Source organism: Streptomyces sp. NPDC017448 (assembly GCF_044330565.1).
Taxonomy (GTDB): domain Bacteria; phylum Actinomycetota; class Actinomycetes; order Streptomycetales; family Streptomycetaceae; genus Streptomyces.
In genome coordinates this window covers 125,414-148,401 of the sequence record NZ_JBIRLM010000007.1, presented here as the reverse complement: position 1 = coordinate 148,401, position 22,988 = coordinate 125,414, and the positions used below count along the sequence as shown (strand labels likewise).

Annotated in this window: 25 protein-coding genes; 9 read left to right on the top strand and 16 right to left on the bottom strand. The window is 73.4% G+C overall.

Features of this window, described 5'->3' with window-relative positions; all coding sequences use genetic code 11:
* Window positions 1-371 precede the first annotated feature (371 nt).
* The 3 genes from ACH4K1_RS14505 to ACH4K1_RS14495 are packed head-to-tail and all read left to right on the top strand — an operon-like array spanning window position 372 to window position 2,735.
* Complete coding sequence (locus tag ACH4K1_RS14505; protein WP_398089483.1) at window positions 372-980, top strand: GPP34 family phosphoprotein; 609 nt, start codon at window positions 372-374, stop codon at window positions 978-980.
* A gap of 36 nt (window positions 981-1,016) precedes the next feature.
* The gene (locus ACH4K1_RS14500) at window positions 1,017-1,736 is read left to right on the top strand and encodes a HEAT repeat domain-containing protein (RefSeq protein ID WP_398089481.1); all 720 of its coding nucleotides are present in this window, start codon (window positions 1,017-1,019) and stop codon (window positions 1,734-1,736) included.
* Between the two features lie 3 nt (window positions 1,737-1,739).
* Window positions 1,740-2,735, top strand: coding sequence for a MerR family transcriptional regulator (locus ACH4K1_RS14495; RefSeq protein WP_398089480.1), 996 nt, complete (start codon window positions 1,740-1,742; stop codon window positions 2,733-2,735).
* Here the strand turns inward: ACH4K1_RS14495 and ACH4K1_RS14490 are convergent.
* Together ACH4K1_RS14490 and ACH4K1_RS14485 are read right to left on the bottom strand one after the other, a co-directional pair.
* Window positions 2,646-4,082 (bottom strand): hypothetical protein, encoded by a 1,437-nt coding sequence (locus ACH4K1_RS14490; RefSeq protein WP_398089478.1) that lies wholly within the window; start codon window positions 4,080-4,082, stop codon window positions 2,646-2,648. The genes ACH4K1_RS14495 and ACH4K1_RS14490 overlap by 90 nt on opposite strands.
* 112 nt (window positions 4,083-4,194) lie before the next feature.
* A complete protein-coding gene (locus ACH4K1_RS14485; RefSeq protein WP_398089476.1) occupies window positions 4,195-5,025 on the bottom strand; it encodes a LysR substrate-binding domain-containing protein in 831 nt (276 codons plus the stop codon).
* 58 nt (window positions 5,026-5,083) lie between these two features.
* Here ACH4K1_RS14485 and ACH4K1_RS14480 point away from each other — a divergent pair, with 58 nt between their 5' ends.
* On the top strand, window positions 5,084-5,485 hold the full coding sequence (locus ACH4K1_RS14480) for a DUF5997 family protein (protein WP_398089474.1): 402 nt from the start codon (window positions 5,084-5,086) through the stop codon (window positions 5,483-5,485).
* Between the two features lie 697 nt (window positions 5,486-6,182).
* Here ACH4K1_RS14480 and ACH4K1_RS14475 read toward each other — a convergent pair.
* The 3 genes from ACH4K1_RS14475 to ACH4K1_RS14465 all read right to left on the bottom strand — a co-directional run bounded on the left by ACH4K1_RS14475 (window position 6,183) and on the right by ACH4K1_RS14465 (window position 8,234).
* On the bottom strand, window positions 6,183-6,350 hold the full coding sequence (locus ACH4K1_RS14475; protein WP_398089473.1) for a hypothetical protein: 168 nt from the start codon (window positions 6,348-6,350) through the stop codon (window positions 6,183-6,185).
* A 130-nt stretch (window positions 6,351-6,480) separates the two neighbouring features.
* The gene (locus ACH4K1_RS14470; protein WP_398089471.1) at window positions 6,481-7,251 is read right to left on the bottom strand and encodes an ABC transporter permease subunit; all 771 of its coding nucleotides are present in this window, start codon (window positions 7,249-7,251) and stop codon (window positions 6,481-6,483) included.
* Between the two features lie 56 nt (window positions 7,252-7,307).
* Window positions 7,308-8,234 (bottom strand): ABC transporter ATP-binding protein, encoded by a 927-nt coding sequence (locus ACH4K1_RS14465; RefSeq protein ID WP_398089469.1) that lies wholly within the window; start codon window positions 8,232-8,234, stop codon window positions 7,308-7,310.
* A gap of 83 nt (window positions 8,235-8,317) precedes the next feature.
* Here ACH4K1_RS14465 and ACH4K1_RS14460 point away from each other — a divergent pair, with 83 nt between their 5' ends.
* Complete coding sequence (locus ACH4K1_RS14460) at window positions 8,318-8,833, top strand: GbsR/MarR family transcriptional regulator (RefSeq protein WP_398089467.1); 516 nt, start codon at window positions 8,318-8,320, stop codon at window positions 8,831-8,833.
* 455 nt (window positions 8,834-9,288) lie between these two features.
* Here ACH4K1_RS14460 and ACH4K1_RS14455 read toward each other — a convergent pair whose 3' ends face one another.
* From ACH4K1_RS14455 to ACH4K1_RS14445, 3 genes are all read right to left on the bottom strand, one after another.
* Window positions 9,289-9,786, bottom strand: coding sequence for a peptidylprolyl isomerase (locus ACH4K1_RS14455; RefSeq protein WP_093691117.1), 498 nt, complete (start codon window positions 9,784-9,786; stop codon window positions 9,289-9,291).
* 95 nt (window positions 9,787-9,881) lie between these two features.
* Window positions 9,882-10,457 (bottom strand): histidine phosphatase family protein, encoded by a 576-nt coding sequence (locus ACH4K1_RS14450; RefSeq protein ID WP_398089465.1) that lies wholly within the window; start codon window positions 10,455-10,457, stop codon window positions 9,882-9,884.
* A gap of 63 nt (window positions 10,458-10,520) precedes the next feature.
* A complete protein-coding gene (locus ACH4K1_RS14445; protein ID WP_398089463.1) occupies window positions 10,521-11,972 on the bottom strand; it encodes a PLP-dependent aminotransferase family protein in 1,452 nt (483 codons plus the stop codon).
* Here ACH4K1_RS14445 and ACH4K1_RS14440 point away from each other — a divergent pair.
* Together ACH4K1_RS14440 and ACH4K1_RS14435 are read left to right on the top strand one after the other, a co-directional pair.
* Window positions 11,971-12,996 carry a DMT family transporter gene (locus ACH4K1_RS14440; RefSeq protein WP_398089461.1) on the top strand — a complete coding sequence of 342 codons (1,026 nt, stop codon included), beginning with the start codon at window positions 11,971-11,973 and terminating at the stop codon, window positions 12,994-12,996. The two genes, ACH4K1_RS14445 and ACH4K1_RS14440, sit on opposite strands and share 2 nt — an antisense overlap.
* A 66-nt stretch (window positions 12,997-13,062) precedes the next feature.
* Window positions 13,063-13,275, top strand: coding sequence for a DUF1918 domain-containing protein (locus ACH4K1_RS14435; RefSeq protein ID WP_398089459.1), 213 nt, complete (start codon window positions 13,063-13,065; stop codon window positions 13,273-13,275).
* 70 nt (window positions 13,276-13,345) lie between these two features.
* Here ACH4K1_RS14435 and ACH4K1_RS14430 read toward each other — a convergent pair whose 3' ends face one another.
* Entirely contained in the window at window positions 13,346-14,611 is a 1,266-nt protein-coding gene (locus ACH4K1_RS14430; RefSeq protein ID WP_398089457.1) for a glycoside hydrolase family 10 protein, read from the bottom strand.
* A gap of 235 nt (window positions 14,612-14,846) precedes the next feature.
* On the opposite strand from ACH4K1_RS14430, the gene ACH4K1_RS14425 reads away from it, so the two are divergent.
* A complete protein-coding gene (locus ACH4K1_RS14425; RefSeq protein ID WP_398089455.1) occupies window positions 14,847-15,704 on the top strand; it encodes a 3-hydroxybutyryl-CoA dehydrogenase in 858 nt (285 codons plus the stop codon).
* 357 nt (window positions 15,705-16,061) lie between these two features.
* On the opposite strand, the gene ACH4K1_RS14420 is transcribed toward ACH4K1_RS14425, so the two are convergent.
* Complete coding sequence (locus tag ACH4K1_RS14420; protein ID WP_398089453.1) at window positions 16,062-16,619, bottom strand: SMI1/KNR4 family protein; 558 nt, start codon at window positions 16,617-16,619, stop codon at window positions 16,062-16,064.
* A 322-nt stretch (window positions 16,620-16,941) separates the two neighbouring features.
* On the opposite strand from ACH4K1_RS14420, the gene ACH4K1_RS14415 reads away from it, so the two are divergent.
* The gene (locus ACH4K1_RS14415) at window positions 16,942-17,301 is read left to right on the top strand and encodes a hypothetical protein (RefSeq protein WP_398089451.1); all 360 of its coding nucleotides are present in this window, start codon (window positions 16,942-16,944) and stop codon (window positions 17,299-17,301) included.
* A 139-nt stretch (window positions 17,302-17,440) separates the two neighbouring features.
* On the opposite strand, the gene ACH4K1_RS14410 is transcribed toward ACH4K1_RS14415, so the two are convergent.
* From ACH4K1_RS14410 to ACH4K1_RS14385, 6 genes are all read right to left on the bottom strand, one after another.
* Window positions 17,441-17,752, bottom strand: coding sequence for an SCO5918 family protein (locus ACH4K1_RS14410; RefSeq protein ID WP_398089450.1), 312 nt, complete (start codon window positions 17,750-17,752; stop codon window positions 17,441-17,443).
* A 56-nt stretch (window positions 17,753-17,808) separates the two neighbouring features.
* Entirely contained in the window at window positions 17,809-18,213 is a 405-nt protein-coding gene (locus tag ACH4K1_RS14405) for a CBS domain-containing protein (protein WP_398089448.1), read from the bottom strand.
* 46 nt (window positions 18,214-18,259) lie between these two features.
* Window positions 18,260-19,774, bottom strand: coding sequence for a DEAD/DEAH box helicase (locus ACH4K1_RS14400; RefSeq protein ID WP_398089446.1), 1,515 nt, complete (start codon window positions 19,772-19,774; stop codon window positions 18,260-18,262).
* Between the two features lie 324 nt (window positions 19,775-20,098).
* Window positions 20,099-20,302 carry a cold-shock protein gene (locus ACH4K1_RS14395; RefSeq protein ID WP_228992435.1) on the bottom strand — a complete coding sequence of 68 codons (204 nt, stop codon included), beginning with the start codon at window positions 20,300-20,302 and terminating at the stop codon, window positions 20,099-20,101.
* A 548-nt stretch (window positions 20,303-20,850) separates the two neighbouring features.
* A complete protein-coding gene (locus tag ACH4K1_RS14390) occupies window positions 20,851-21,381 on the bottom strand; it encodes an NUDIX domain-containing protein (RefSeq protein WP_398089444.1) in 531 nt (176 codons plus the stop codon).
* A gap of 86 nt (window positions 21,382-21,467) precedes the next feature.
* Entirely contained in the window at window positions 21,468-22,814 is a 1,347-nt protein-coding gene (locus ACH4K1_RS14385) for a transcriptional regulator (RefSeq protein WP_398089442.1), read from the bottom strand.
* Between the last annotated feature and the right edge of the window lie 174 nt (window positions 22,815-22,988).

The following is a 22,988-nucleotide window of genomic DNA, read 5'->3' as shown; positions in this document are numbered from 1 at the left end:
CGCACGCACGCACTTTTATGCAAAGGGTTTGCCTGCCGCGGCCGTACCGGTGGGCGACGGAGCGCATCGGTCGGCCCCTGAGCGTCGTAGCGGCCGGGGCCGGGCCAGCTGTCCCACCCGGTCCTGCGGGCCGGTCGGGCGGCGGCCCCGTCGGCCGGGGGTGCGCTTCCGCCATGGGCGCGGGGTTCCCCGACGCGTTCGACGGCGGCAGGCGCTGCCGCGCGGGGGAACCCCCTGGGGCCGCCGGACCGGAACGGGCGGGGGCGATACTGGTCGCAGCAGTCGCCCGCCCCCGAACCGGCGCCCCGCCGGGCGGTCCGGCCAGGGCCCGCCTGCGCCGATCACGTCGATGCCTTCGAGGGGAACCCTTCATGACCACGGCGAAAGACCTGTTCGTCATCGCGCTGGACCCGGCGCCGGAGCGGGCGGTGGGACAGGGCGACCTGTCCCTCGCGCTCGCCGGGGCCGAACTGCTCGACCTGCTGGAGGCGGGGACCGTCACCGTGGACGGCGACCTCGTCGTACCGGGCGGGTCGTCGGCGCCCGAGGACCGGCTGCTCGCCGCGGCCGCGGCGGGGATCGTCCGGCAGCCGCCGTACGAGCGGGTCGAGGACTGGCTGTGGCGCCGGGGCCGGGACCTCGCGGCCGCCTACCAGGACGCGCTGGAGGAGGACGGCGAGCTCACCCGGAAGCGGGGCGGCCTGCTCCCCTTCGGCCCGAAGGAGGTGGAGCTGGTGGACACGCCCGCCCGCCGCCGGGCCGTGGCCCGCCGGGAGGAGGGGGACCCCGTGCTGGCCTCCCTCGCGGCGGCCGTGGGCCTCGACGGGGAGGGGCCCGAGGACGCCGGGCCCGGCATCGGCGACGAGACGGTGACCACCGTGGTCGCCGCCGTCCACGAGGCGGTGATGGAGCTGGAGGCCGTACGGCAGAGGCGGACCATCGAGAACACCGCCTTCGCCAACGTCTGGCGCGGCCCCTGAGCCGGGGCGCGCCCGGGCGGGGTTGACCTTGACACCGTGACAAGCCCTTCACTGTCCGTCGAGGAGGTGGTCTCGGTGACGGTCACGGGACGGCAGGGGACGGACGAGCGGGCGGCGCTGCGGGCGCTGCGGGACGAGAACGCGTCGGTGCGGCTGCGCGCCGCTCTGACGATCGGTGCGGCGCCGGACCCGCGCTGCGTGGAGGCGCTGATCGAGCGGTGCGCGGTCGAGCCGGAGTTCTTCGTCCGCGACATGCTCACCTGGGCGCTCACCCGTCATCCGGTCGCCGACACGCTCCCCCGGCTGCTCGGCGAGGTCCGCTCGGAGCGGGCGCAGGCACGGAGCCAGGCGCTGCACACCCTGTCCAAGGTCGGGGATCCCCGGGCGTGGCCGGCGATCACCCGGGCCGTGCTGACCGACGCGGACGAGGAGGTGGCGCGCAGCGCTTGGCGCGCGGCGGTCCTGCTCGTACCGGAAGGGGAGGAGGCCGCGTTGGCGGCGGTGCTGGTGACGCGGCTGGGGCGCGGTGGACGCGCGACGCGGCTGAGCCTCAGCCGGGCGCTGATCGCCCTGGGCGGGGCGATGGCGCCGGCGTTGGACGGCGCGCGGCGGGCCCCCGACCCGGCCGTACGCGCGCACGCCCTCGCCACCGAGCGGATGTGGCACGACCCGGACACCGGATTCGCCGCCGCCCTGGAGGGGGCGGAGCGCGCCGTGGCCCTCGGCGGGGCGGGCGGCTGCGAAGGGGAGGCGTAGCGCGTGTTGATCGGTGAGGTCGCGCGGCGGTCCGGCGTCAGCGCCCGCATGCTCCGGCACTACGAGTCGCTCGGCCTGGTACGGCCCTCGGGCCGCACCGGCTCCGGCTACCGGGAGTACTCCGGCGAGGACATCCGGCGGATCTTCCACATCGAGAGCCTGCGCGCGCTGGGGCTCTCTCTGCGGGAGATCGGACGTGCCCTCGACGACCCCGGCTTCACGCCTTCGGCGCTCGTCGACGACCTCATCCGCCGCACGCGCGAGCGCATCGCCGCGGAGACCGAGCTGCTCACCCGGCTGCAACGGGTCCACGCCCGGGAGCCGGCCGACTGGGAGGAGGTCCTTCAGGTCCTCGCCCTCCTGCGGGCCCTCGGGGACGAGAACGCCGCCGCCCGCCACCGGGCGGCCCTGGCCTCGGCCGAGGAGGTCCCGGTCGAGGCCCTGGCCGAGGCGGCGCTCGGTGAGAGCGATCCGTACGTCTCCGGGGCCCTCCGATGGGCCCTGGCACGCTCGGGCGGCGGCACGGCGCTGCTGGCACAGGGGCTCGACTCCCCGGTGGCGGCCGTACGGGAACGTGCCGTGCGGGCCCTCGCCGAACTGCCCGGCGACGAGGCGGACGCCGTGCTGCGGGCCGCCGTCGCGAGCCCCGACGCCGTGGTCCGCGGCCGCGCCGCCCTCACGCTCGGGGCCCGGGGCGAAGCGGCGGCGGCCCCGGTGCTCGTGGACCTGGTCGCCTCCGGGGAGAACGACACCGAAGCGGCGGACGCGCTGCACGTCCTGGCCGCCGGGGACGCGGCGGCGGACCGGATCGCGTCCCTCCTCGTCGGCCGGCTGGACCAGGACGCCACCGGGGCGCCCGCGCGCGGGCGGCTGACCCAGGCGCTGGCGGGCATCCCGGGGGTTACGGCCTCACGCGCCCTCGCCCGCCTGCTGGACGACGCGGACCGTGCCGTCGCGCTGACCGCCGCCCACCTTCTTCGGCTGCGCGGGGAGCGGTGAGGCCCCCTCGGTCCGCGGCCGGTCCAGGAGCAGGGGGACCGCCAGGACGGGCAGCAGCCAGACGAACACGATGAGGCGGTGGCCGAGCAGCTGGTCCAGGTTGGGGTGGCCCGCCTGGTTGAGGAGGCCGGCCGCCCCGGCCGCCACGGCCACCGGCAGTACGGCGGAGCGCCGTTTCAGCAGGGCCCAGGCCGAGAGGGCGAGCAGGACGGGCAGGACCGGCCGGCTCGCCTGGAGCCGGAGCCAGGCCGACCAGAAGACCCGCTCCTGGGCGAAGAACTCGGGCCAGGGGTCGGGCCGGTCGGGGCGCTGGTAGTGATGGGTCAGCAGGTCCTGGGCGCTGTCCTGGCCCATCGGCCAGGACAGGAAGTGCGCCCCGGCGTGGACGAGCACCGCCAGCACCCCGCACAGTCCGGCCGCCCGGAGTACGGGAGCGGGCCGCCGCCCCTTCCGGTGGAGCCATGCCGCCCGGATCAGGAGGACGGCCGCCAGAGCGGCCGCCAGCAGGAGCGCCTGCGAGTAGCGGACGAGGAACATCAGGGCGAACCCGCCCACGACGAGCGCCGTACCGGTACGGGGCCCCGCCGCACCGGCCCACCGCCCGGCGCCCGCCCGCCGCTCCGCGCTCGCACCGGGGTCCGGGCGGGAGGTGGTTCCGGTGCCCGCACGCGGCTCCGCGTCCGTACCGGGCCGGGTTCGCAGCAGCAGCGTGCAGCCGAGGACGACCGTCGTGCCGAGCGCCAGGGAGAGCCCGTCGCTCAGGGGGTTCATGGCGACGGTGCCGGTGGGCAGGGCGAGGTACAGCGCCTGCCCGGCCAGGCCGGCACGCCGGGAAGCGCCCGCCGCGCGGAGGGCGAGCAGGACGCAGACGCTTCCGGCGAGCGCGACGAGGAGGCCGGCCAGCCACAGGCCCCAGGTGGCGCCGAGGACGGTCACGAAGGGGACCAGGAACAGCGGGTAGCCCGGCCTGGCCTCGAAGATGGCCATGAACCGCTGGTTGGCGAAGGGCGCCGTCATCCCGGACGTGTTGCCCCGACGGGTCCAGTACGCCATCGAGTCGTTCAGCCGGCGCACGCACTGCTCCCCGGTCTCCCCCGGCGCCTTCCTGCTGGTCCAGGGGATCGTGGGCAGAGGCGCGTGCCGCGCGCTCTCGCACGTGTACGCGATGGCCCGGCGGCCCGCCTCGGCGCGGCTCTCACCGCTGAGGCTCAGAGCGTAGGAGAGGTAGTTCTTCGTGTCGGGCGAGGCCCGTCCCGTCACCGCCGTCAGCTGGAGGCCGGTGAAGGCCACGGCGACGAGCAGCATCCCGATGAGGCCACGGTGCTGGATTCTGCGGATGTTCGGCATCGGACGGGCGCTCCCCTGCGTACGGCGGTCGCCTCATCAACGAGTGAACCGGCGCGGGGTGGCGTTCCGCGGGCGCCCGGCCGGGACCGGCGGGCCCCGGCCGCTCGGCGCACTACCGGCCGCGCGGCTTCCCGCGCTTGCCGCTCTGGCCGCCCGTGCGCTTGGCGCCCTGACCGCTGCGGCCTCCGGCGCGCTGGGCGGACCGGCCGCCCGAGGAGGGCTTCCCGCCCGCCGCGGGCTTCTGCCGGGCGCCGCCCGTCCCGCCGGACCGCTGCTTGTCCTTGGCCTTCTCCTTGGCCTTCTCCGTGGGGCGCTGCCGGTCGGCGCCCACGCGGCCCCGGGTGCTGTTGACGGTTCGGCCCCGGACGATCCCGATGAACTCCTCCACCAGGTCGGGGGTGGTCTCCGCCTCGGGCCAGGACAGCGCGATCCGCGACTCGGGGGCGTCCCGCACCGGCCGGTAGGTGAGGTCCTTGCGGTGGTGCAGGCGGGCCAGGGACTGCGGGACGAGCAGGACGCCCACGCCCGCCGCGACCAGCTCGATCGCATCCGCCGTGGTCGCCGGCCGCTCGAAGGCGGGGCGGCCGGGCGGGGACTCCCAGCCGAGGACGTCGTCGAGGGGGTGCAGCACGATCTCGTCGGACAGATCGTCGAGCGACGCCTCCTCGGCGGCGGTCGCCACGTGGTCCTTGGGGATCACGACGACGGTCGTCTCGGTGTAGAGGGGGATGGCGCTCAGGACGGACCGGTCGACCGGCAGCCGTACGAGACCGGCGTCGGCTCCCCCGTCCACCAGCAGGCCCGGGGCGTCGGCCGCGGTGGTCTGGACGAGCTCCAGCGGGGTACGGGGCAGCCGCTCGTGCCAGACCCTCACCCACTTGGTGGGCGTCACGCCGGGGACGTACGCGAGTCTGAAGGATGAGGGGATGTCCGAGCCTGTCACGAGGTCAGGCTACCGGTCGGTGGTCGAAGGCGTGTCCCGTGGTCGATACCCTGGACCCATGACGTCGCACAAGACCGCCCAGACCATGAAGCCCGCCACGGCGGCGAAGAAGCTGGGTGTGTACCTCCAGGCCACCCCCGCCGAGTTCCAGGAGGGTGCCGTCTCCCGCACCGAGCTGAACGCCCTCCAGACCGACCCGCCCGCCTGGCTCGTGGAGCTGCGCCGCACCGGCCCGCACCCCCGGCCGGTCGTCGCCGCCAAGCTCGGCATCTCCATCGCGGGGCTCGCCCGCGGCGGGGTCACCGAGCCGCTCACCACCGAGCAGATCGAGGCCCTGAAGGACGAGATGCCCGAGTGGCTGCGGCAGGAGCGCGCCACCCAGGCGGAGGTGCGCAAGGAGGCCGCTCGTATCAAGGAGCGCAACGCCGAGCGGGCCGCACGGGCCGCCGGCCAGGAGTAAGAAGTCATCTCATGCGGTGAGTCGCGGTAGCGGATGAGGGTGCGGGCGAGGAAGTGGTCGGCCTCGCGTTCGTAGCGGCGGTGGAGGCGGTGGCAGCCGGCGAGCCGGGCCATGGCGGGTTCCACGGTCCAGTGGTGGCGGCCCAGTCGCTGCGAGGACTCGGCCCCCTTGCGGGGGACGCGGCGGGAGATGTCGCGTTCCCGTAGCCATCGCCGCAGGTGGGCGTAGTCGTAGCCCTGGTCGGCGTGGAGCTTTGCGGGCTCGCGCCGTCATCGGCCGCCGCGTGAGCGGACCGGCGGGATGCCCTTCACGACCGCGGCCGGCGCCTCCCGGTCCCTGGGCCGACGCCGGCCACCGCCCTGCGGCCGCGACGGCACCGCCCGCTGGAACAACTCCCCCCTTCATCCGGCACCAGCCGCTCAACGGTCCCCACGCCGGGAGGCTACCGACCGCAAAGGAACAGGTCAGACCACAGGACCTGCGCCTGGTCTCCGATGTGCACGGGCGGTTTGGTCCCCGATCGAGATGACTTCTTCCCCGCCCATCGACAGGGGAAAGTTCTGCTGCCCCACGGCCGTCACCGACCTCGCCTCGCGCCGTGGGGCCGGATGAGCGATCGCCGACCACATGCGCGCGGACCTGGTGACCGACGCCCTGGCCGCGGCGGTCCACACCCGCGGCAGCCTCACCGCATCGGTCATGCACAGACCACAGCGGCGGCCGGCAGTGCGAGCAGCGCGGCCCCCAGGGCGATCACGGCGGCGAAGGCCCGCACGGCCGTGCGGGCCGGATGCGCGGCGAACAGCGAGCGACGCACCTGCGCGGAACGTCCTGCCAACCGGCTGCCTTCCTCGTGGACGTCCATTCCGTCGAGGACTGGTACGGGCTTCGTAGGGAGCCCTTCAAGCCTCGCGCGGCCGTCACCCTGCCCGGCGGGGGCTCGCAAGGGCCGTCAGGCTGATCCGCGGCCTGCTCCCATCGCCCGGGGCAGGACGTCAGGTGTTGATGTCCCGGCGCGCGAAGCGCCACGCGCCCAGGGCCACGAGGGCACTGGCCGTCGCGGCGAGGATGCCGACATCGGCCCACTGGAAACCGTGCCGCAGCGGCTGGCCGCCGATGTAGTGGTGAAAGGGCGAGAGGTACGCGAGCCGGTCCGCGCCGATCTGCGCGGCGAAGGTGTGCGCGGCGTAGGCCAGGACCCCGAGGGCGGCGGTGCCGGCGAGGACGACGGTCCGGCGACCGAAGGCGGCCCCGAGCCCGAGCGAGAGGGCTCCGAAGACGGTGCCGAGCAGGGCCAGGTTCACGCACTGGGCGAGCAGTTCGGCCGCGGTGACGCCGGTGAGTTCGGCGCTGTCGCGGATGGCGAGCAGAGCGAGCCAGACCAGGAGGGAGATCGCGCCCGCTCCGGTGGCCAGCGCGGCGAAGCGCTGGAGGACGAGCCGGGTGCGGGTGAGGGGGTGGGCGAGGACGAGGTCGAGCTGCCCCGACTCCTCCTCGCCCGCGACGGCCCGGGATCCGGTGGCGGCACCGTAGATCATGGCCAGCAGGGGCAGGATCAGGCCGAAGACGCTGGCCTGGAGGTAGCCGGCGGCGGTGGCGTCGATGTGCAGGGACTCGCGCAGAGCCTCAGGCAAACTCGCGGTGTTGTCCTTCTGCGAGGGGTAGGTGGAGGCGTACATCATGCCGACGGCGGCGGTGCCGAGCATCCAGCCGACGAGGCCGCGGCGGCTGTCGGAAAGGGACTTCGTATAGACGGCCAGATTCATCGGGGGGCCTTTCGGCGGGAGTGCGAGGGTCGGTGGAAGCAGGCGGTCGACTCCGGTCAGGCGGACTGGACGGTCGCGGCGGGTGGGGCGGCTTCCGCACCCTCGTAGTAGGAGTGGAAGAGCTCTTCGAGAGCGGGTTCGGTGGCGCGCAGGCCGGTGACGGTATGGGGCGCGAGGGCCTTGACGAGGGCATCGGGGCTGCCGGTGACCTGGCCGGTGAGGGTGGTTCCGGCCTCGTCGAGGTGCAGCCGTCCGTCAACTCCTTCGAAGGCGGCCAAGGGCACGGGGTGTGCGAAGGTGACCTCGATGTCTCGCACAGCTCCGGCACGCAGGGCGGCGACGGAGTCCAGGGCGACGAGGCGACCGTCGCGGATGATGCCGACCCGGTCGGCGACGGCCTCCACCTCACTCATGACGTGGCTGGACATGAACACGGTCTGGCCGTTCCTCGTCGAGGCTTCGGTGACCAGGTCGCAGAAGGTCTGCTGGACCAGCGGGTCGAGCCCGGAGGTGGGTTCGTCCAGGACCAGCAGCTCCGGGGTGTGCATGAACGCCTGAACCAGGCCGACCTTCTGCCGGTTGCCCTTGGACAGCTTCTTGATCATCGCGCTCTGGTCGAGACCGAGCCGGTCGGCCAGGCCGTCGATGCGCTCCTGCGGCACACCGCCCCGCAGCGCGGCGAGAAAGCGCAGGTAGCTGCGCACGTTCTGCCGTCCGTCACAGACGAAGTCGCCGGCCAGGTACCCGATCCGGGCACGCAGCAGCGGACCGTCGGCGCGCGGGTCCAGGCCGAGCACCACGGCGCGCCCCGAGGTGGGGCGGGCCAGGTCGAGCAGGAGCCGGATGGTAGTGGACTTGCCCGCACCGTTGGGGCCCAGGAAGCCGAAGACCTCACCGGCACGGACGTCCAGGGTGAGTCCGCTCAGTCCTCGTCGGGTGCCGTACGTCTTGGTGAGCTCCCGGAGCTCGATCGCGTTCTCCACGATTCAGAAAGTAGCGAAGTTTCAGAGATCTGTAAACATTCCGAGTTATCTGACTGTTGAGAGTTCTCGGTACGATGCGGGACATGGACAGCGAACAGACCCGTGAGAAGACACCGGCCGGGGCCGTGGACGAGGAGGAGAGGGGGCGGCTCCGCGATGCCGCCGAGCGGCTTGCCCTCACCCTGGCGCAGGGCGGGATGCAGAAGACGACCGCGCGTGTGATGACCGCGCTCCTCTTCAGCCGTCAGGAGACCATGACGGCCAATGACCTGTGCGACGAGTTGCGGATCAGCTCCGGTGCCGTCTCGGGCGCGGTCAAGCAGCTCCTCCCCAGCGGCATGATCGAGCGCGTTCCGGCCCCCGGCAGCCGGCGCGACCACTACCGCTTCCGTGAGCACGCCTGGGCGAGGCTGATGAGTGACCAGAACGCCATGCTCGTCGTCATGGGCGACGCCGCCACCGAGGGCATCGAGGTCGCGGGCGAGGACAGCGTCGCCGGGCGGCGCCTGCACGAGATGCGGGACTTCTACGCGTTCTTCCAGCGCGAGATGGCCGCCCTCATCGACCGGTGGCGGGAACAGTACGGCGCGGAGCACTGACCACACCCCTTCGGGCAGATCGACGCCGTCCAGGCGATCGGCCGACAGGCGCCGGGCAACGGTTCGCGGCCATGGTCTTGCCACACGGCGGCGTCCGTCGATATTTCCGCGAGTGGTGAAAGCGCGCCGAGCGGACCGTGCCCCAGCCGTTGGGCAGGGCGATCACCAGCAGCATGGGCGGCAGTACCGGGTGCAGCGCGGCGAGCACGGCCGCAGCCGCGGCCGTGCCGATCACGACGTTGCCGACGCCGACCGGCGGCCCCAGGATGCGGCGGGCCGAGTCCGTGCCGAGCTTTCCCGCTTCGGGGATCCGGCGGTACCGGGGTTCGGGCGGGCGCATGCCGCGGGCCCGCGGCCGGTCCGCTCCCCCGGTGCGTACGCGTACGCGGGGGGGGGGCGGTCCTGCCACGGGCCCGTCGGGGACCGGAGCGGTCGCAGACCGGTCGGCGGTTCGGTCAGAGAACGCCGGACTCGGCGATGGTGACCTTGGCGCGGGTGCGGCCGCTGGAGGAGCCGAGCGCCTCGATCTTGCGGACCAGGGCCATGCCGTCCTCGTCGGCGACCTCGCCGAAGACCACGTGCTTGCCGTCCAGCCACGGGGTGAGCACGGTGGTGATGAAGAACTGCGAGCCGTTGGTGTTCGGGCCGGCGTTGGCCATCGAGAGCAGGCCCACGCGGTCGTGCTTGAGCTTGAAGTTCTCGTCGGCGAACTTCTCGCCGTAGATGCTCTTGCCGCCGGTGCCGTCGCCGCGCGTGAAGTCGCCGCCCTGGAGCATGAAGTCGGTGATGACGCGGTGGAAGGACGAGCCGGCGTAGCCGAAGCCCTTCTCGCCGGTGGCGAGCGCGCGGAAGTTCTCCGCCGTCTTGGGGACGACGTCGTCGAACAGGTTGAACGTGATCCGCCCTGCGGGCGCGTCGTCGATGGTGATGTCGAAGTAGACCTTGGTTGTCATGGTGACATCCTCACATTCCTGACGTCCGCAGGCGAAACCCGGGTGGCCGGCACGTCGGATGTCCGGTTCCCGGCGGGCCGCGCCCGCCTCCAGGCTCAGCGGGCGCCCGCCTCCAGGCAGAGGACCCAGCGGCCCGGCAGGCCGGTCAGCGTGAGGGTGGAGAGCGGGCGGACGTCGATGTTCCAGTACGCGGAGGGCGGGGCGTTCAGGGCGTAGACGAGGGCGGCCCGGACCACGGCGGGTTCGGCGACGGCGACGGCGAGGATGTCGTCGGCGGGGCGGGTGTCGAGCCAGCCGCCCACCCGCCCGATGAAGTCGAGCATGGTCTCGCCGCCGTGCGGGGCGCTGCGCGGGTCGGTGAGCCAGAGGCCGACGGCGGCCGGTTCCCGGGCGGTCGCCTCACCCAGGGTCAGTCCGCGCCAGCGCCCCATGTCCCAGTCGCGCAGGGCCGGTTGGGCCATCGGTGCGAAGCCGAGGGCGTTCCCGGTGGCCCGGCTGCGCGGGGTGGGCGAGCAGTAGCGCAGCTCGGCCACGCGGAGCGGGACGAGGGCGGGGGCGACGAACCGCACCTCGTGCCGGCCGGCGTCGTCGAGCGGCCGGTCGTCGTCGAAGCGTTCGGCCGCTCGGGAGGAGCCGCGCGCCGCCGCGACCAGGGTGACCCGAAGCGTCATGGCGGGATCGTCGGGCCGGACATCGGTTTGGTCAAGGGGGCCTGCGGGCCGGGGGCGCGGCCTTCAGCCGCCCGACAGCCGGTCGAACGCCGTACGCAGACGGCGGACGCCCTCCGCGATCTCGCCCGCTCCGGAGACCGCGGCGAAGCTCAGGCGGACGTGTCCGGCCGGGGGCTCGGCGCAGAAGTAGGGGCGGCCGGGGGCGATGGCGACCGAGGCGCGCAGGGCGGCCGCGACGACGGCGGGCTCGTCGGCGTCCGCCCCCGCGCCGCCCGGGAGCCGGAGCCAGAGGCTGCCGCCGCCCGCCGGGAGGTGCGGCAGCGCGACCTCCGGAAGCCCGGCGGCCAGGGCGGTCGCCATCGTGGTGCGGCGGTGGCGCAGTTCGGTGGCGACGGCGGCCAGGTGGCGGCCCCAGGACGGGGAGCCGACCAGCTCCAGCGCGGCTTCCTGGAGGGGCCGGGGCACGAAGAAGCTGTCCACGACCTGGATGGCCCGCAGGCGTTCCAGCACCGGCCCCCGGGCGGCCAGCGCACCGACCCGCAGGCTGGGCGAGGTCACCTTGGTCAGCGAGCAGACGTGGACGACGACGCCGTCGGGGTCGTCGGCGGCCAGCGGTGCGGGGAGCGGCCCGGCGTCGTCGTGGACGAGCCGCCGGGCGAAGTCGTCCTCGACGACGAACGCCCCGGCCGCCCGGGCGATGGCCAGCACCTCGGGGCGCCGGTCGGGCGCGAGGACGGCCCCGGTGGGGTTCTGGAAGAGCGGCTGGGTGACGAGGACCCGGGCGCCGGTGGCCCGGAACGCGTCGGCGAGCAGGTCCGGGCGGACCCCGTCGGCGTCCATCGGGACGGGGACGGGGCGCAGCCCGGTGGCACGGGCGGCGGCGAGCATCCCGGGGTAGGTGGGCGACTCCACGAGCACCGGGGCGCCGGGCGGGGCGAGCGCGCGCAGGGCGGTGGCCAGGGCGCTCTGGCCGCCCGCGGTGATCAGGACGTCGGTACCGGAGACGGCGGGGCCGATCTCGCGGGCGAACCAGGACCGCAGCTCGGGCAGGCCGTCGGTCGGTGGGCGGCCCCAGGCCCCCGGTCTGCGGCCCGCGCGGGCCAGGGCCGCGGAGAGCGCCCGTTCGGGCTGGAGCGAGGCGTGGAGGTAGCCGCCGTTGAACTCGATGACGCCGGGCGGCGGTGCGGCGAGCGTGACCAGCACCCCGGAGGCGTCGACCGTACGCGGGACCGCCTCGGGCCCTCCGTCGCCGCTCAGCGAGACCTCCTGCCAGGACGTGTCGCCCGGGGCGGCCGGCGCGGTGCGGGGGTGCGCCCGGAAGGCGCCGGAGCCGGGGCGGGTGGTGACGAGCCCTTCGGCGGCCAGCTGGGCGATGGCGCGGGAGACGGTGACGGGGCTGACCCGGAACCGTTCGACGAGGGCCCGACTGGACGGGAGCTTTCCACCCGGGGAGTAGCGGTTCAGCTCGGCCCGCAGGGAAGTGGCCAGTGCGGCAACGCTGCTACGCTCTTGCATGAGAGCACAGGATAGCGCTACCCCGCCTTCATCGATAGCGGTCGTCGTTTCGCCCGTCGAGCCCGCCCCCTCGCGCACCGGTCCGGCGGCCCCTCGCGGGGGCGCGTCGGCGGCGTCCGGCGACGGGCCCGCGCCCGGCCGGAGCGGCACCGTGCTCGCCGGGCTCGGCGTCGTGGCGTTCTCGCTCACCTTCCCCGCCACGGCGTGGGGGCTGGAGAGCTTCGGCCCCTGGTCGCTGGTGGCGCTGCGCAGTGTGCTCGCCGCCCTGGTGGCGGGCGCCGTGCTGCTGGCCGCCCGGGTTCCGCCGCCCGCCCGCCGCCACTGGGCGGGGCTCGCGGTCGTCGGGGGCGGGGTCGTGGTGGGCTTCCCGCTGCTGACGACCCTGGCCCTGCAGACCTCCACCACCTCGCACGCGGCCGTGGTCGTGGGTCTGCTGCCGCTGACCACGGCGGTCCTGGGAACCCTGCGGACCGGCGAGCGGCCCTCGCGCCTGTTCTGGGGCGCGGCCCTGGCCGGGGCGGCCGTGGTGATCGCCTTCACCGTGCGGGAGAGCGGCGGGGCCCTCGCCTCCGGCGACCTGTACCTCTTCGGCGCGCTGCTGGTGTGCGCGGCCGGGTACACGGAGGGCGGCCGGCTGGCGCGGGTGATGCCCGGGTGGCAGGTGATCGGCTGGGCGCTGGTCCTGTGCCTGCCGCTCGCGGTCGCGGGCAGCCTGGTGGCGCTGCCGCTCGAACCGGTCCGCCCGACCGCGCACGGTGTCGCCGGCCTGGTCTGGGTCGCCGCCGGCTCGACCTTCCTCGGGCTGTACGTCTGGTACCGGGGCATGGCGGCGATCGGCGTCGCCCGCGCCAGCCAGCTCCAGCTCGCCCAGCCGCTGCTGACGCTGGTGTGGTCCTTCCTCCTGCTCGGTGAGGAGATCTCGGCCGCGGCGCCGGTCGCGGCGGTGGCCGTCCTCGTCTGCATCGCCGCCACCCAGCGGGCCGGCCGCCGCACGGCGCGGGAGCCCCGGCCCGTACGGTCATAGACTTGTCGACAGGGACACCGTCTTCACCCGACGGTTCCGTCTCCCCCTGTGAGGAGGTGGCTCCCGATGGAGGCACACAAGGGCGACCGGCTGCTGACGCACGGCAGGACCGTGGGGCAGCACGACCGGGTCGCGGAGATCGTCGAGGTGCTCGGCGAGGGGGGCGCTCCCCCGTACCGGCTGCGCTTCGACGACGGCCACGAATCCCTGATGTCACCCGGCCCCGACAGCGTCGTCCAGCACCGCGGAACGGCGCAGGACGGGCGGCAGCCCCAGTAGGAGCGGCGGCGCGTCCGGAGCCGGGCCCCGGACGCGCCGGCCGGGGGCGCCGGGCCCGCCCCCGGCCCCTCTACGGCCTGCCCCGCCGCGGGTGGCCCCTTCCCCGGTCCGGGTAGCGCCGGACGCGGTCCGTGTAGTGGTCGGCCACCACCCGCCGCATCGCGCCGATCCGGTCCGCCAGCACGCTCCTGCCGGAGAAGTAGACGTGGCCGCCCACCTCCTCGTGGTCCTTGCCGAGGGTGAGGTGCCGGGAGAGTTCCGCCGGGTCCTGCCACGCCTCCGCCTGGGCCGGGTCGCCCGCCTTGTACAGCGCCTCGCCCACGTACAGATCGACGCCGGTCCCCCGGACGGTACGGCTCCACCAGTCGAGGACCTTGGCGTAGTCGGCGGCGCTCTGCCCGATGTGCCAGTAGATCTGGGGGCAGATGTAGTCGACCCACTCCTTCCTGACCCACTTGCGGGTGTCGGCGTAGAGGTCGTCGTAGGTCTGCACGCCCGCCCGGGTGTCCGACCCCTTCGGGTCGGTGGCCGCGTTGCGCCAGACCGCGAAGGGGCTGACGCCGAAGCGGACGTGCGGCTTGACCGCCCGGATGCGCTCGCCCGTCTCGCGTACCAGCCGGTCGATGTTGTCGCGCCGCCAGGCCGCCCGGTCGGCGAAGCCGCCGCCGTACCGCTCGAACTCCGCGTCGTCGTCGAAGGACTGCCCGGCCACCGGGTAGGGGTAGAAGTAGTCGTCCCAGTGCACCGCGTCGATGTCGTAGCGGCGGACGGCGTCCAGCATCGCGTCCTGGACGAAGCGGCGGACCTCCGGCAGCCCCGGGTTGTAGTAGAGCTTCCCGCCGTACGGCACGACCCAGTCGGGATGCTTCCTGGCGGGGTGGGAGGCGATCAGCCGGGACGGATCGGTGTGGTTCGCCACCCGGTAGGGGTTGAACCAGGCGTGCAGCTCAAGGCTCCGGTCGTGCGCGGCGCGCACCGCCGTGCCCAGCGGGTCCCAGCCCGGGTCCTGGCCCTGGGTGCCGGTGAGACAGGCGGCCCACGGTTCGTGGGGCGAGGGCCAGAGGGCGTCGGCGGTCGGCCGGACCTGGAGCACCACCGTGTTGAGCCGCAGCTCGACCGCCCGGTCCAGGTACGCGAGCAGCTCGGACTCCTGCCGGGCCGCCGTGAGCCCCGGCTTGGACGGCCAGTCGATGTTGGCGACCGTGGCGATCCACATGCCGCGCACCTGGCCCGGCGCCGCCTCCGGCAGGCCGCCGCCCCTCCTTCTCCCCGCCGGGGAGGCGACCGCGTCGCCGCTCGTCGTCATCGCCGCCAGCAGCCCGGCCGCGCTGAGCACGAACGCCCTCCTCGCCAAGCCCGTTCGCCACATACTGGTCCGCCTCTCTCCGCCGTGATCCCACACCTGACCGGACTGGCTCTACGTAACCGCATCCTTCCCATCCGTAGCCGCCGCGACCCGCCAGACCACCGGGTCGGCATGCGGAGTAACGTCGGGGGGTCGAAGCGGGCACCGGAATCAGACGGCACCCTGCGATACGGAGAACAGCGAAAGGCACGAGGTGACGGACCTTATGGCCGATATTGCACGCGTCGGAGTGGTGGGCTGTGGCCAGATGGGCGCAGGTATCGCGGAGGTGTGCGCGCGCAGCGGCCTCGAAGTGAAGGTCGCCGAGACCACCGGCGAAGCGCTGGAGATCGGCCGCACCCGTCTGCACAACTCCCTCTCGAAGGCTGCCGAGCGCGGCAAGATCACAGCGGCGGAGCGGGACGAGACGCTGGACCGGCTGAGCTTCACCACCGACCTCGGGGAGTTCGCCGACCGCGATCTCGTCATCGAGGCCGTCGTGGAGAACGAGCAGGTCAAGACCGAGATCTTCCAGGTGCTCGACCAGGTGGTGACCCGCCAGGACGCGATCTTGGCCTCCAACACCTCCTCGATCCCGCTGGTGAAGCTGGCCGTCGCCACCTCGCGCCCGGACCAGGTCATCGGCATCCACTTCTTCAACCCGGCCCCGGTGCAGAAGCTCGTCGAGCTGATCCCGGCGCTGACCACCTCGGACGAGACGATCGCGCGCGCCGAGGCCGTCGTGCAGGATGTGCTCGGCAAGCACCCGATCCGCGCCCAGGACCGTTCCGGGTTCGTCGTGAACGCGCTGCTGATCCCGTACCTGCTCTCCGCGATCCGGATGTTCGAGTCGGGCATCGCCAGCCGCGAGGACATCGACAACGGCATGGAGATGGGCTGCGCCCACCCGATGGGACCGCTCAAGCTGGCCGACCTGATCGGCCTGGACACCGTGGCCTCGGTCGCGGACTCGATGTACGCGGAGTACAAGGAGCCGCTGTACGCCGCTCCCCCGCTGCTCCAGCGCATGGTCGACGCGGGGCGCCTCGGCCGCAAGACGGGCTCGGGCTTCTACCCCTACTGACCGTCCCGGTAGCGGGCCCGGCGCACAGGCGGCCGGGCCCGCCCGGGCACGTTCCCCGAGGCCGGGCCCGCGTGCGGCCCGAAGGACCTTCGTCCCCCCCTGCCCGCCCGACGCCGCGCCGGAGCGCTGCGGAGTGACGGCGCGGCTGCGGGAGCCCGGAGTCCTGGGCCTTGACGCCGACTCGCGGGGCTCCGAACACGGAAAGCGGTGCGCGAACCGCTCGTGCGCCTGCTTCAGCGCAACCGCCCACCACCGCACGTCACTGTTCTCGAGGTCGCCGCCCCGGACAGGTACCCCGGCCACGCCGTCATACCGCCACCGCGAGCAGGGGTGCCGTACGAGAGGGTTGCGGTTTCGCTATGCACCGGACGACAGCCGGTCCGCGGCCTGCTCCCACGGCTGAGGCTCGACCAGGTCGTCCCTGTCGAAGGCGTCCTCCTCGAACCAGCCCGTCCCCGCGAGCCACGTCTCCAGCCATGCGGCGAGGCCGGCGGAGTCGAGGAACCAGCACTGCTCCCACGATCCGCCGCCGTACGGGTTCGGCTCGAAGAGCAGGACCTGACCGTCCTCACTGAAACAATCCACGCCTGCGTACATGGCGCAGCCCCAGGTCAGGATCGGTACGACGCCTTCGGGCCACTCCGGGTGCTCTGCTCCCACGGACGCCTCACGTCGCGTCAGGTATTCGCCGACGACGCTGGAGCCCGAGCCCAGCAGGGGCAGCAGCCGGTAGTCAGGGCCGAAGCCGCCGTCAGCGACCTCGCGGTACAGCCGCGCGAGGAGGGGATGCAGCGTGATGCCCAGGCGCCGCTCGGCCTCCGCGATCCGGGCATCGTCGACAGGCTCGGGAAGGTCCGTGCTCTCCGCTCGGGCCCGGATGGCCACACGTTGCACGAGGTCATCGATGTCGGTCATGGCCGTGATGCTGTCAGGGCCCACTGACATGCAGACGGGAGCAGCCGTCGGGCGGGCGACAGGAAGTCCGGAGAAGGCCGCGCCCCTGCCACCGCACGGGGAGGCCGTCGCCGTCCAGATCGCCGTGCCGGCAACGCCGGTACCTCAGCACCGTCCGGCCCGGCACGGGCACCGCCCCGTCCCGGCACGGGCACCGGCCCGGCCCGGCACGGGCACCGCCCCGTCCCGGTACGGGCACCGCCCCGTCCCGGTACGGGCATCGCGCCGGGGCGTACGGGCGCTGCCTCCGGGCAGCCGAGGACCGGCGAATACAATCGGCTCCATGTCGAAGCCTGACGCACTGCTTGTCGACGTTGCCGCCCTGGTGGAGTCAGGGCACAGCAACCAGATGCCTCTGACCGTGGTCGCTGGGGGCGCCGTCATCACCGGCCGCCTGGCCCCCGAAGCCGTGTGGAGGCAGCGGGTCTCGGAGGTCCTGGCCGACTCCGCCCACCTGAGCGACTTCTCCACCGTCTTCACCGCCACGACGACCGGGGAAGGCCCGCCCACCCACCTCCACTTCCACGTGGCCCGCATCCTGCAGGGCACCGTCGGCATCCCCGAGACAGGCGGGATGTACCGCGTCGCGATCCAGGACGTCAGCGCCTGGACCATGGGCGACTTCAGCTACTCCGACCACTGACCCACCACCCCACCACCCCGCCGCCCCGCCGGGAAGCCCCGCCCCGGTAAACCCCGGCAGAACGTGGCGAGGGCCCGACCGGCACACCCCGGTCGGGCCCTCGCCCCAGCGCTGCGGACGGCTCGCGGCCGCCCGCCGGTCAGACCGCCGCAGGGGCGCCGAGCAGCGCGGAAGCCTGCTGCATCGGGGTGCGTGCCCGTGCGGGCGCGGCGGGCCGGGGGAGTTCACGGCAGGTGAACCCGAGCTGGGACATGGCCCGCAGGACCTCTCCCGCACTGAAGTCGCGGCGGTCCTGGCGGGTGATGACCTGGCCGACCTGTTTGGCGGGGTAGGTGCGTCGGCCGATGGTCACGGACTCGCCGGAAAGCTGCTCGGGCTTGATGCCCTTCATCGATTCCAGGACACCGCTTCTGGTGAGGTCGAACGGGAAGCGGGCGATGACACAACGCATGGTGCCTCACAGGGAGAGGGACGGAGAGGGAGGGGTTCCGCCGCGGTCGGGACGGCTCAGCGGGCGAGGGCGAGGACGCCCAGGGCGCTGCCGTGTTCGTCGACCACGGGCAGGGCATCGACGTGGCTGTAGCGCATCATGCGCCCGGCTTCGGCCATGGTGGCCACCGGCGAGGTGAACGGCCCGCGGTCGCCGAGAACGTCCCGCAGGCGCGTCCGGTCCGTGTACGCGGGGTCCTCGCGGGCTGCTGTGAGCTGGTCCTGGGTGACCAGTCCGGTGCACAGCCCGCTGTCGTCGCAGACGAGCAGGCGCTCGGTACGGGCACTGGCCATGACGGACAGGACCACCTCGACGGTCATGTCGTCCCAGACCTGCGGTCCGGCGGCGCCCATGGCGTCGGCCACGGTCCCGTCCGCGGCAGTGGCGTCCGTCGGGCGGGGCTGCATCTGAACCAGCGTCAAAAGGTGCCTCCTGCAGAGATGGGTCAGCTTCCGGATCACGGAGTGGTCAGGCCGCCGCGTCGAAGGAGGACTGGTGCGCGGTCACGCGCCGGGCCGCCGAGGCGGGGCTGCGCCGACCGCGTGAGGAGGTGCTGCGCCGGCGCCGTTCGACCACCGGCGCGGTGATCGTCACAGGAACGCCGGAAGGGGTCCGGGCGCCGGTGATCCGGCCGAGTGCCTCCTCGCCGGAGTGGACCTGGGTGGTCTGGGGCACGATGCCGGCGGCGGTCATGAGGCGGGTCATATCGCGTCGCTGGTTGGGGGTGACCAGGGTGACGACGCTGCCGGACTCCCCGGCCCGCGCGGTACGACCGCCGCGGTGGAGGTAGTCCTTGTGGTCGGTCGGCGGGTCGACGTTGACGACCAGGTCGAGGTGGTCGACGTGGATGCCGCGGGCGGCGACGTTCGTGGCCACGAGGACGGTGACGTGCCCGTTCTTGAACTGGGTCAGGGTCCGGGTGCGCTGCGCCTGGGCCTTCCCGCCGTGCAGGGCGGCGGCCCGGACACCGCTGGCCAGGAGGTGGTCGGTGAGCTTGTCCACGGCCCGCTTGGTGTCCAGGAACATGATCACCCGGCCCTCGCGCGCCGCGATCTCGGTCGTCGTGCGGTGTTTGTCGGTGCCGTGGACGTGCAGCACGTGGTGTTCCATCGTCGTGACCGCCCCTGCCGACGGGTCGACGGAGTGGACGACCGGGTCGGTGAGGTAGCGGCGGACCAGGCGGTCGACGTTGCGGTCCAGGGTGGCGGAGAACAGCATCCGCTGCCCCTCGGGGCGGACCTGGTCCAGGAGAGCGGTGACCTGGGGCATGAAGCCCATGTCGGCCATCTGGTCGGCCTCGTCCAGCACCGTGATCGCGACCTGGTCCAGCCGGCAGTCACCGCGGTCGATGAGGTCCTTGAGCCGGCCCGGCGTCGCGACGACGACCTCGGCGCCTCCCCGAAGCGCACTGGCCTGCCTTCCGATCGACATCCCGCCGACGACGGTGGCCAGGCGCAGCTTCACCGAGCGGGCGTACGGGGTCAGGGCGTCGGTCACCTGCTGGGCCAGCTCACGCGTCGGCACCAGGACCAGGGCCAGCGGCCGGCGGGGCTCGGCGCGCTGTCCGGCGGTACGGGCCAGCAGGGCCAGACCGAAGGCGAGGGTCTTGCCGGAGCCGGTACGTCCACGGCCCAGGGCGTCGCGGCCCGCGAGGGTGTTGGGCAGGGTCGCGCCCTGGATCGGAAACGGGACGCTCACGCCCTGGGCGGTCAGCGCCGCCAGCAGCGGCGCCGGCATGTCGAGGTCGGCGAACACCTCGACGGCGGGCAGGGCGGGGGTGACCGTGACCGGCAGGGCGAACTCGCCCTGGACCGCGGCGGGCCGGCGGCCCGGGCCGCCCGAACGCCCGGAACCGCCGGAGCGGGACGGGGCGCCGGAGCGGGACGGGGCAGGCGAGGTGGAGTAACCGCCCCTGCCCGTACCGGAGCCGACAGAACGGCTGCGGGCGCGGGAGGAGCGGTTGTTCGTACGTGTGGGGTTCATTCAGAACCTTCCTTGATACGGCGCGTATCAAGGAATTCCCGCAGCGGAAGAACAGCGCGGGGAATCACAAGAACGGGCCGAACAGAATGAGAGATCGAATCAGGCCGACGGTCGACCGCGAAGCGGGGCGCGGGCCATGAAAGGGGGACGGGATGCGGACGAGAAATCCAGTACGCCTGCGGGGTGCGGCTCCACAGGAGCGAGCAGCCGGAAGACTCCGCGTGCGGGGGTTCTGCCGCAGGCGGCATCTCTTCGGGAGAATGCCCGTAGCCGGGGCCCGCACCCCGGAGGATGCGGGCCCCGGCCACGACGTACGTGTCAGCGTCAGGCGGGAACGATGTTCTCGGCCGTCGGGCCCTTCTGGCTCGGCGCTATGTCGAAGGTGACCTTCTGGCCTTCGGACAGCTCACGGAAGCCCTGGGCGGCGATGTTCGAGAAGTGGGCGAAGACGTCGGCGCCGTCACCGTCCTGCTCGATGAACCCGAAACCCTTGGCCGCGTTGAACCACTTCACCGTGCCTGACGCCATGTCACATCTCCTCTGGGGGCGTGTACGTCGGCGCCCGTCATGTACGGATGCCGCGTCGCCGCGATGATGCCCCGCCCGGAGAAAAACCGGAAAACACACGGAAGCTTCCACCGGAAAAATCATCCACGCAGAGGCTTCAAGTTTTGGGAACCACAACTGCAACCGAGATCGACAGTAGCACGCCGCAATGGCCCGCGTACGATGAATACTTCCACTCTCTTTGCTGCGACAAAAACACTCCCGGGCCGGTGCATTGAACCCTCACTCCGCGGCCGTAGATATTGAACCGCTCGGAGCGCAGCGTTTTCAGGCGGGCTGATCGCCCTTCACAGGGCGAGGACGACGACTACGCGGCCGGGCGCCGGCCCGTGGGAAGCCGCGGCCCCCGGCCGAACCGCTGCATGCCCCTCCCCCGCACGGCCGACGCGGGCCGCCCCGGCCGCAGGACGGGCTCGGGCTCCCCCGCCTGCCGATCCGTTCAGGAGCCGGCCCCGGCCGTCGCGGGGCCGGCTCCTCGCGCGGACAGGGGTTGTGCCGCGGGGCCGGGGTCAGTCCGGTCTCAGGTGGTGCAGCATCAGCAGGGCGGCCGCCATGTTCGCGGCGGGCACCTCGCCCCGGGCGATCATGTCCGGGACCACCTTGAGCGGTATCCACGCGCGGCGGGACGACTCGAAGGCGTCCTGCGGCTGCCCGGTCCACTGCGCCTCGTCGGACCAGTAGAGGTGGTGGCGGGCGTCGGTGAGGCCGTTCGACGGTTCCACGGTGAGCAGGGGGCGCAGCTCGCCGGGGCGCCAGCCGGTCTCCTCCTCCATCTCCCGGGCCGCGGCCGCCGTGACGTCCTCGCCGTCCTCGACGACGCCCGCGGCCAGCTCCCACCCCCAGCTGTCGGTGATGAAGCGGTGCCGCCAGAGCAGCAGCACCTCGTTCGCCTCGTTGACGACGGTGGCGGCCGCGACGGGACGCTGGCGGATGACGAAGTGGTCGAGGTGGCTGCCGTCGGGAAGCCGGACGTCCGCCAGATTCACCCGGAACCACGGGTTCTGGTACACATTCCGTTCGCTCAAGTTGGCCCATTGCACGGTTGTGCCGCCTTTCGACATGTGGGGATCACCATGTCAGCAGGCTCGGCCACCAGGAGGAACGAGCGGCGGGGCGTCGGCGGAGCTCACAGAGGCACGCGGAGCGCCTCGTCGATGAGGTCCGTGGTCCGTACGGCCTCGGCGCAACCGCTCGCCGCGAGTTCGCGTCTGACCCCCCGCAGCCGGTCACGCAGCCGCTGGGACTCCATCCCCCGTGCCTTGGCCGCCATCTCGGCAGCGGTGACGGCCGCGCGGTCGGCCTCGCCCTGGAGCAGCTCGATATGGCTGAGCATCGCAAGCCGGTGCACGCGCCCCCGATCGTGCGCCGGGGCGCGCACGGCGGAGGCCGCGTGCTCCCGGGCGGCGGGGAGGTCCCCGAGGCCCAGCAGCGCCTCCGCCACCTGGACGTCGACCAGGCCCGGCTGGACGTATCCCGTCTCGTCCGGCTCCCGGCCGGTGTGGATGCGGTCCGCCTGGGCCTCGGCCCGCCCGATGCAGGCGCGGGCGCCCGCCGCGTCGCCGAGCCGGGCGTACGCCTTGGCCTGCATGGCGTACAGGTCGGCGGCGAGGGCCGGGGTGATGTGGTCGCCGGCGGCCCGCAGCGCGGCCTCGGCGAAGGCGATGGAACGGCGGTGGTCGCCGAGGAACAGCGACTGGGTGGTCAGCAGGGCGATCACATAACCGCCGAGCCCCCGGTCCCCGCTGGACTTGGCGAGCCGCAGCGCCTGGTGGAAGTAGCGCTGGGCCAGGCCGTGGGCGTCGGAGTCGTAGGCGCAGATGCCCGCCACCGCCACCAGCCCGGCGGTCGCGCGGTGCAGGCTGCGGCCGAGGGCGTCGCTGTAGCCGCCGCGCAGCAGCGGCGCGGCCTCCGCGTCGAGGAAGCGCACGATCCGGGCTCTGGTCGCGATGCCGCCCGCCTTGCGGTACATCTGCTCGTAGTGGTCGCGGGCCGCCTTGAGCATCGCTATGTCGGCCTCGCTCACCCGGACCGGTCCCGGACGCGAGACGTCGGCGTCCTCCGGCGGGTTCTCCCACTCCCAGACCGGCATCACCGCCGGCGTCCCCGTGACGGCGGGCACCGTGGCCAGCTCCGGGCGCTGCTGTCCGTCCGAACGCCACAGGGCGGTGGCCCGCTCGACGAAACCGGAGAGGGAAGCCCCCTCGGCCCCGGCGTCCGTCCCGGCGGCGAAGGCACCCATCCCGATGTCGTCGAGCCCCACGGGCCGTCCGAGCCGGCCGGCCAGCACCTCGCAGATCAGGTCGGACACCTGGCCGCGCGGGCGCTGGCCCTTGAGCCAGCGGGAGACCGCCGTGTGTTCGTACCGCAGGCTCAGCCCGCGGGCCCTGCCGGCCCGGTTGACATGGTTGGCGAGGCCCGCGCGGGAGACACCGGCTTCCTCGATCAGGGCTTCGAGCAGGACATTGGGCTCCATCGTCCCCCCAGGTGCGTGTCGCGATCAGCCTAGTGGAGCACGATTCACACGGGGTGTGAACGGAATGCCCGAAGCCTCCCGCCGTGCACTCTGCCGCGCGGGGTCCGGGGTGGGTTGAATGAACTCCCTCGCAAGAGGCGGCCGGGTCGTCGGCTCCCCCTCGTAACGGCTGAC

Coding starts and splice junctions, on each gene's coding strand:
- ACH4K1_RS14415 (WP_398089451.1), top strand. CDS start 16,942: ATGTCGAAGCCTGACGCACTGCTTGTCGACGTTGCCGCCCTGGTGGAG.
- ACH4K1_RS14425 (WP_398089455.1), top strand. CDS start 14,847: ATGGCCGATATTGCACGCGTCGGAGTGGTGGGCTGTGGCCAGATGGGC.
- ACH4K1_RS14455 (WP_093691117.1), bottom strand. CDS start 9,786: ATGACAACCAAGGTCTACTTCGACATCACCATCGACGACGCGCCCGCA.
- ACH4K1_RS14410 (WP_398089450.1), bottom strand. CDS start 17,752: ATGCGTTGTGTCATCGCCCGCTTCCCGTTCGACCTCACCAGAAGCGGT.
- ACH4K1_RS14400 (WP_398089446.1), bottom strand. CDS start 19,774: ATGAACCCCACACGTACGAACAACCGCTCCTCCCGCGCCCGCAGCCGT.
- ACH4K1_RS14460 (WP_398089467.1), top strand. CDS start 8,318: ATGGACAGCGAACAGACCCGTGAGAAGACACCGGCCGGGGCCGTGGAC.
- ACH4K1_RS14420 (WP_398089453.1), bottom strand. CDS start 16,619: ATGACCGACATCGATGACCTCGTGCAACGTGTGGCCATCCGGGCCCGA.
- ACH4K1_RS14470 (WP_398089471.1), bottom strand. CDS start 7,251: ATGAATCTGGCCGTCTATACGAAGTCCCTTTCCGACAGCCGCCGCGGC.
- ACH4K1_RS14490 (WP_398089478.1), bottom strand. CDS start 4,082: ATGCCGAACATCCGCAGAATCCAGCACCGTGGCCTCATCGGGATGCTG.
- ACH4K1_RS14450 (WP_398089465.1), bottom strand. CDS start 10,457: ATGACGCTTCGGGTCACCCTGGTCGCGGCGGCGCGCGGCTCCTCCCGA.
- ACH4K1_RS14385 (WP_398089442.1), bottom strand. CDS start 22,814: ATGGAGCCCAATGTCCTGCTCGAAGCCCTGATCGAGGAAGCCGGTGTC.
- ACH4K1_RS14445 (WP_398089463.1), bottom strand. CDS start 11,972: ATGCAAGAGCGTAGCAGCGTTGCCGCACTGGCCACTTCCCTGCGGGCC.
- ACH4K1_RS14395 (WP_228992435.1), bottom strand. CDS start 20,302: ATGGCGTCAGGCACGGTGAAGTGGTTCAACGCGGCCAAGGGTTTCGGG.
- ACH4K1_RS14440 (WP_398089461.1), top strand. CDS start 11,971: ATGAGAGCACAGGATAGCGCTACCCCGCCTTCATCGATAGCGGTCGTC.
- ACH4K1_RS14435 (WP_398089459.1), top strand. CDS start 13,063: ATGGAGGCACACAAGGGCGACCGGCTGCTGACGCACGGCAGGACCGTG.
- ACH4K1_RS14505 (WP_398089483.1), top strand. CDS start 372: ATGACCACGGCGAAAGACCTGTTCGTCATCGCGCTGGACCCGGCGCCG.
- ACH4K1_RS14475 (WP_398089473.1), bottom strand. CDS start 6,350: ATGGACGTCCACGAGGAAGGCAGCCGGTTGGCAGGACGTTCCGCGCAG.
- ACH4K1_RS14480 (WP_398089474.1), top strand. CDS start 5,084: ATGACGTCGCACAAGACCGCCCAGACCATGAAGCCCGCCACGGCGGCG.